4 protein-coding genes and 1 tRNA gene are annotated in these 3257 nt (G+C 61.9%); 4 read left to right on the forward strand and 1 reads right to left on the reverse strand.

The window, feature by feature from the left end; translation table 11 throughout:
• From NKI88_RS31550 to NKI88_RS31565, 4 genes are all read left to right on the forward strand, one after another.
• On the forward strand, positions 1 to 84 hold an 84-nt coding region (locus NKI88_RS31550; RefSeq protein WP_455749504.1), incomplete at its 5' end, for an EF-Tu C-terminal domain-related protein.
• 148 nt (positions 85 to 232) lie between these two features.
• A complete protein-coding gene (locus tag NKI88_RS31555) occupies positions 233 to 1867 on the forward strand; it encodes a COG3904 family protein (RefSeq protein ID WP_352659298.1) in 1635 nt (544 codons plus the stop codon).
• A 198-nt stretch (positions 1868 to 2065) separates the two neighbouring features.
• The gene (locus tag NKI88_RS31560; RefSeq protein WP_352659300.1) at positions 2066 to 2548 is read left to right on the forward strand and encodes a group II truncated hemoglobin; all 483 of its coding nucleotides are present in this window, start codon (positions 2066 to 2068) and stop codon (positions 2546 to 2548) included.
• 160 nt (positions 2549 to 2708) lie between these two features.
• A tRNA-Trp gene (locus NKI88_RS31565) sits at positions 2709 to 2784 on the forward strand.
• A gap of 249 nt (positions 2785 to 3033) precedes the next feature.
• Here the strand turns inward: NKI88_RS31565 and NKI88_RS31570 are convergent.
• The coding region (locus NKI88_RS31570) for a hypothetical protein (protein ID WP_352659302.1) at positions 3034 to 3257 on the reverse strand (224 nt) is incomplete at its 5' end.

Consider the following 3257-nt stretch of genomic DNA (forward strand, 5'->3'; position numbering starts at 1 on the left):
GCCATGGAAGAGAAGCTGCGCTTCGCCATCCGTGAAGGCGGCCGCACCGTCGGTGCCGGCATCGTCGTCACCATCAAAGAGTAATCGAGCCCGGCATCGCCGGATCGAAACGGATAGGGGCGGCCCTCGGGCCGCCCTTTTTCGTTGGCCAGATGTGCCTGTTTTGGCTTCCCAATCTCTGTTGCAAGTCTGTGAGCCTCTACAGTATAGATTGCATTGAGGGCTTGGTCGGATGGTTCCACAGCACCGTTTGCATAGTCGGTCATGGTGGGCACTGGGGCTGATCTGCCTGGTGTCGATGTTTGCCGTGGGCAGTGCCGCCTTCGCGGCCGAGACAAAAAATTCAGAGCCGGATCCGGATCCGCCGATGCGGTTCGTCGTCGTGCGCAGCGACGCGGCGGGCTGTGAGCCGACCTGTCCGGAATGGATATCGGCCGAGGGTGCGATATCGGCCAAGTCGCCGGCGCTGCTCAAGGCTGCCCTGAAAACGCTCGGCGGCCGCAAATTGCCGATCGTCATCAACTCTCCGGGCGGCGATGTCGATGCGGCCATCGCCATGGGCCGGATGATACGCAAGAACAAGCTCGACATCGCGGTCGGCAGGACGTGGTTCGTCGGCTGTGAGCCGGGGATGAAAAACTGCAAGGAGAACGACGCCAGAGGCTCGCACTATATCGGCAGCCCCTATGTGCTCGGCAGCTATTGCGCGTCCGCTTGTCCAATGATGCTGGCCGGCGGCACCAGGCGCCTGGTCGGGCCGCTGGCCTATCTCGGCGTCCACCAGATCACGACCACGATCGTGCAGATGAACGTGCAATATCAGGTCCGCTACCGGATCGTGAAAGGCAAGAAGCGGGTCATCAGCAAGAAGGTCGTCAGCCGCAAGAACACCGGCAGCTACAAGACCTACGAGATGAGCAAGGGGGTGGAGCGCAAGCTGTCCGCCTATTTCAAGGAGATGGGTGTCGACCTCAGCATCATCGAGACGATGAAGAGCACGCCGGCCAGCGACATCCAGCAGATCGACCTCAGCGACATGCTGACAATGAAGCTGGTCACCAGCGACGACGCTGCAGATTTGCTGACCAGCGCAAGCCTGTGCAGGCTGAATCTTCCGGCTCCGAATTGCCGGGAAATACCGGCGAACAAGCCAGCCGGCGGCCTGCCGGACGTGGCAAAGGCTGCGCCGCTGCCGGTGAAGCCGGAGAGCGCGCCGCACGATGACGGCATGCGCTTTGTCGTGGTTCGCGGCAGCAACCCGCTCTGCAATCCCGACTGCCCGGAATGGATTGCAGCGCAAGGCGCGATTACGCCCCAGACGCCGCAGAAACTCAGCCAATTGCTCGCCACGCTTGGCAACCGGCGGCTGCCGGTGGTGATCAGCTCGCGAGGCGGCGACCTCTCCGGCGCCCTGGCGGCGGGCCGGATCATCCATGAAAAGAAGCTCGACGTTGCCGTTGCCCGCACCGATTTCGTCGGCTGCGACCCGGCAGAGTGGAATTGCCTGGCCAAGGACGGCGCCTATGCCGGGCTGAGCGTCGATGGCGACGGCGACTGCGATTCGGCCTGCGCGCTCATGCTGGCCGGTGGCGCCAGGCGGCTTGTCGGTTCCCAGGCGCGGCTCAGCCTCTATCTGATGGGGCAGAAGCAGGTGGTCAAATCCTACCTCGACGAGATGGCGATCAGCCCCGCTTTGTTCCGGGCGCTCCAAGGCAGTTCGGTCGAGCGTCAGCTCGAACCCGACATGATGCTGGAGGTCGGCCTGACGACCGGGCGCCAGTCGGTGGATGCGCTGACGGGGTCCAGCATCTGCAAATCGGCGCCGAAACCTGAGAATTGCCGCGTGGTGCCGTCGTCCAATGGCTGATCGTGCCTATTGCCATGGAAGTGAAAGGGGTCGGACGGGGCGTGCTGGAGCCGACGAAGGCGACGCCGGCCAGCGACATGAAGTCGGAGCGCCCGCCAAATTGTAGGTGGCGGGTTCACACTCGCCATCGAGGCAGGTTGAGCAGGGCGCGATTTCCGCTATCGTCGTGCAGGCGCCGGGCTTGGCGGAGGATCAAGAATGAGCCAGGATATCCCGACACTCTACGAATGGGCCGGCGGCATCGAAGCCCTCAACCAGCTGACGGAAACCTTTTACGACAAGGTGTCTCGGGACCCGGTGGTCGGCCCGGTGTTCAAACACATGTCGCCGGATCATCCCGCGCATGTAGCGGCCTTTATCGGCGAGGTTTTTGGTGGGCCGAAGACCTACAGCGAGAAATTTGGCGGTCACCGCGAGATGGTCATGCACCACCTCGGCAAGCATTTGAGCGAAGAACAGCGCCGTCGATGGATCAGCCTGCTTGCCGATGCCGCCGATGCGATCGGGCTGCCGGACGATCCCGAATTCCGCTCCGCCTTCATGGGCTATGTCGAGTGGGGATCGCGGCTGGCCAAGATGAACTCCACCCTCGGCGAGACCTGCGACCCGCAGACCGAACCGATGCCGGCCTGGGGCTGGGGCGTGCCGGGCGGGCCGTACAAGCCGCCGGCCGGGGGCTGAGCGCCGGCATGCGGCTTCAGGCAGGCGAAAAATCGAGATCGGCAGGGACGGGCTGGTCATCACCTATCCGGATTTCCGGCAAAGGATCTGAAAGCGCGTCAGACAACTCTTTACAGCGCGCCCGGAAGCTTTTAGGAAGCGCCTGCGCTGAAACGCGCGTACGGGCATAGCTCAGTTGGTAGAGCGGCGGTCTCCAAAACCGCAGGTCGTAGGTTCGAGCCCTGCTGCCCGTGCCATTTTCCTCGTTGGAATCCGGCATTTTAGAAACGTTGTTTTGGCTCCTCGTTTGGTTGGGCTGAAGCCGCGTACTTGACGAGCCCATCCGACGTTCCGAAGGCATGCGCAGAGCGAGAGCGCTGATGCGCAATGCCGAAGTCGGCGTATTTCCACGAACCGATTTCCTTGATTCAACTGCCATTGGCGAGCCAATTGCCATTTGCGTTCACAATTCAGAATAGGCCTGTTTTGCTGCCGCCGGCTGCTTTTCAGCGGCTGCGAATTATTGGAAGCGGGATGATGGCCTGGCTTCTGAAATTTTCTGAACAGGGCTCTTGAACCCGTTTTCGGGCCTTCCTAATTCGTTTCCCGCCGAGGCCGATTGGCTTGGCAAAAGGCGGCGCTGCTGGGCGGCGCCCTTGTACCCATGTTGCTTCAAGGAGGATGTGGCTATGAGAACCTTTGATACTCTCTATCGGACCACCGTCGGTTT

The sequence above is a fragment of the Mesorhizobium sp. M0317 genome, assembly GCF_040321555.1.
In the GTDB taxonomy this organism is placed as follows: Bacteria; Pseudomonadota; Alphaproteobacteria; order Rhizobiales; family Rhizobiaceae; genus Mesorhizobium.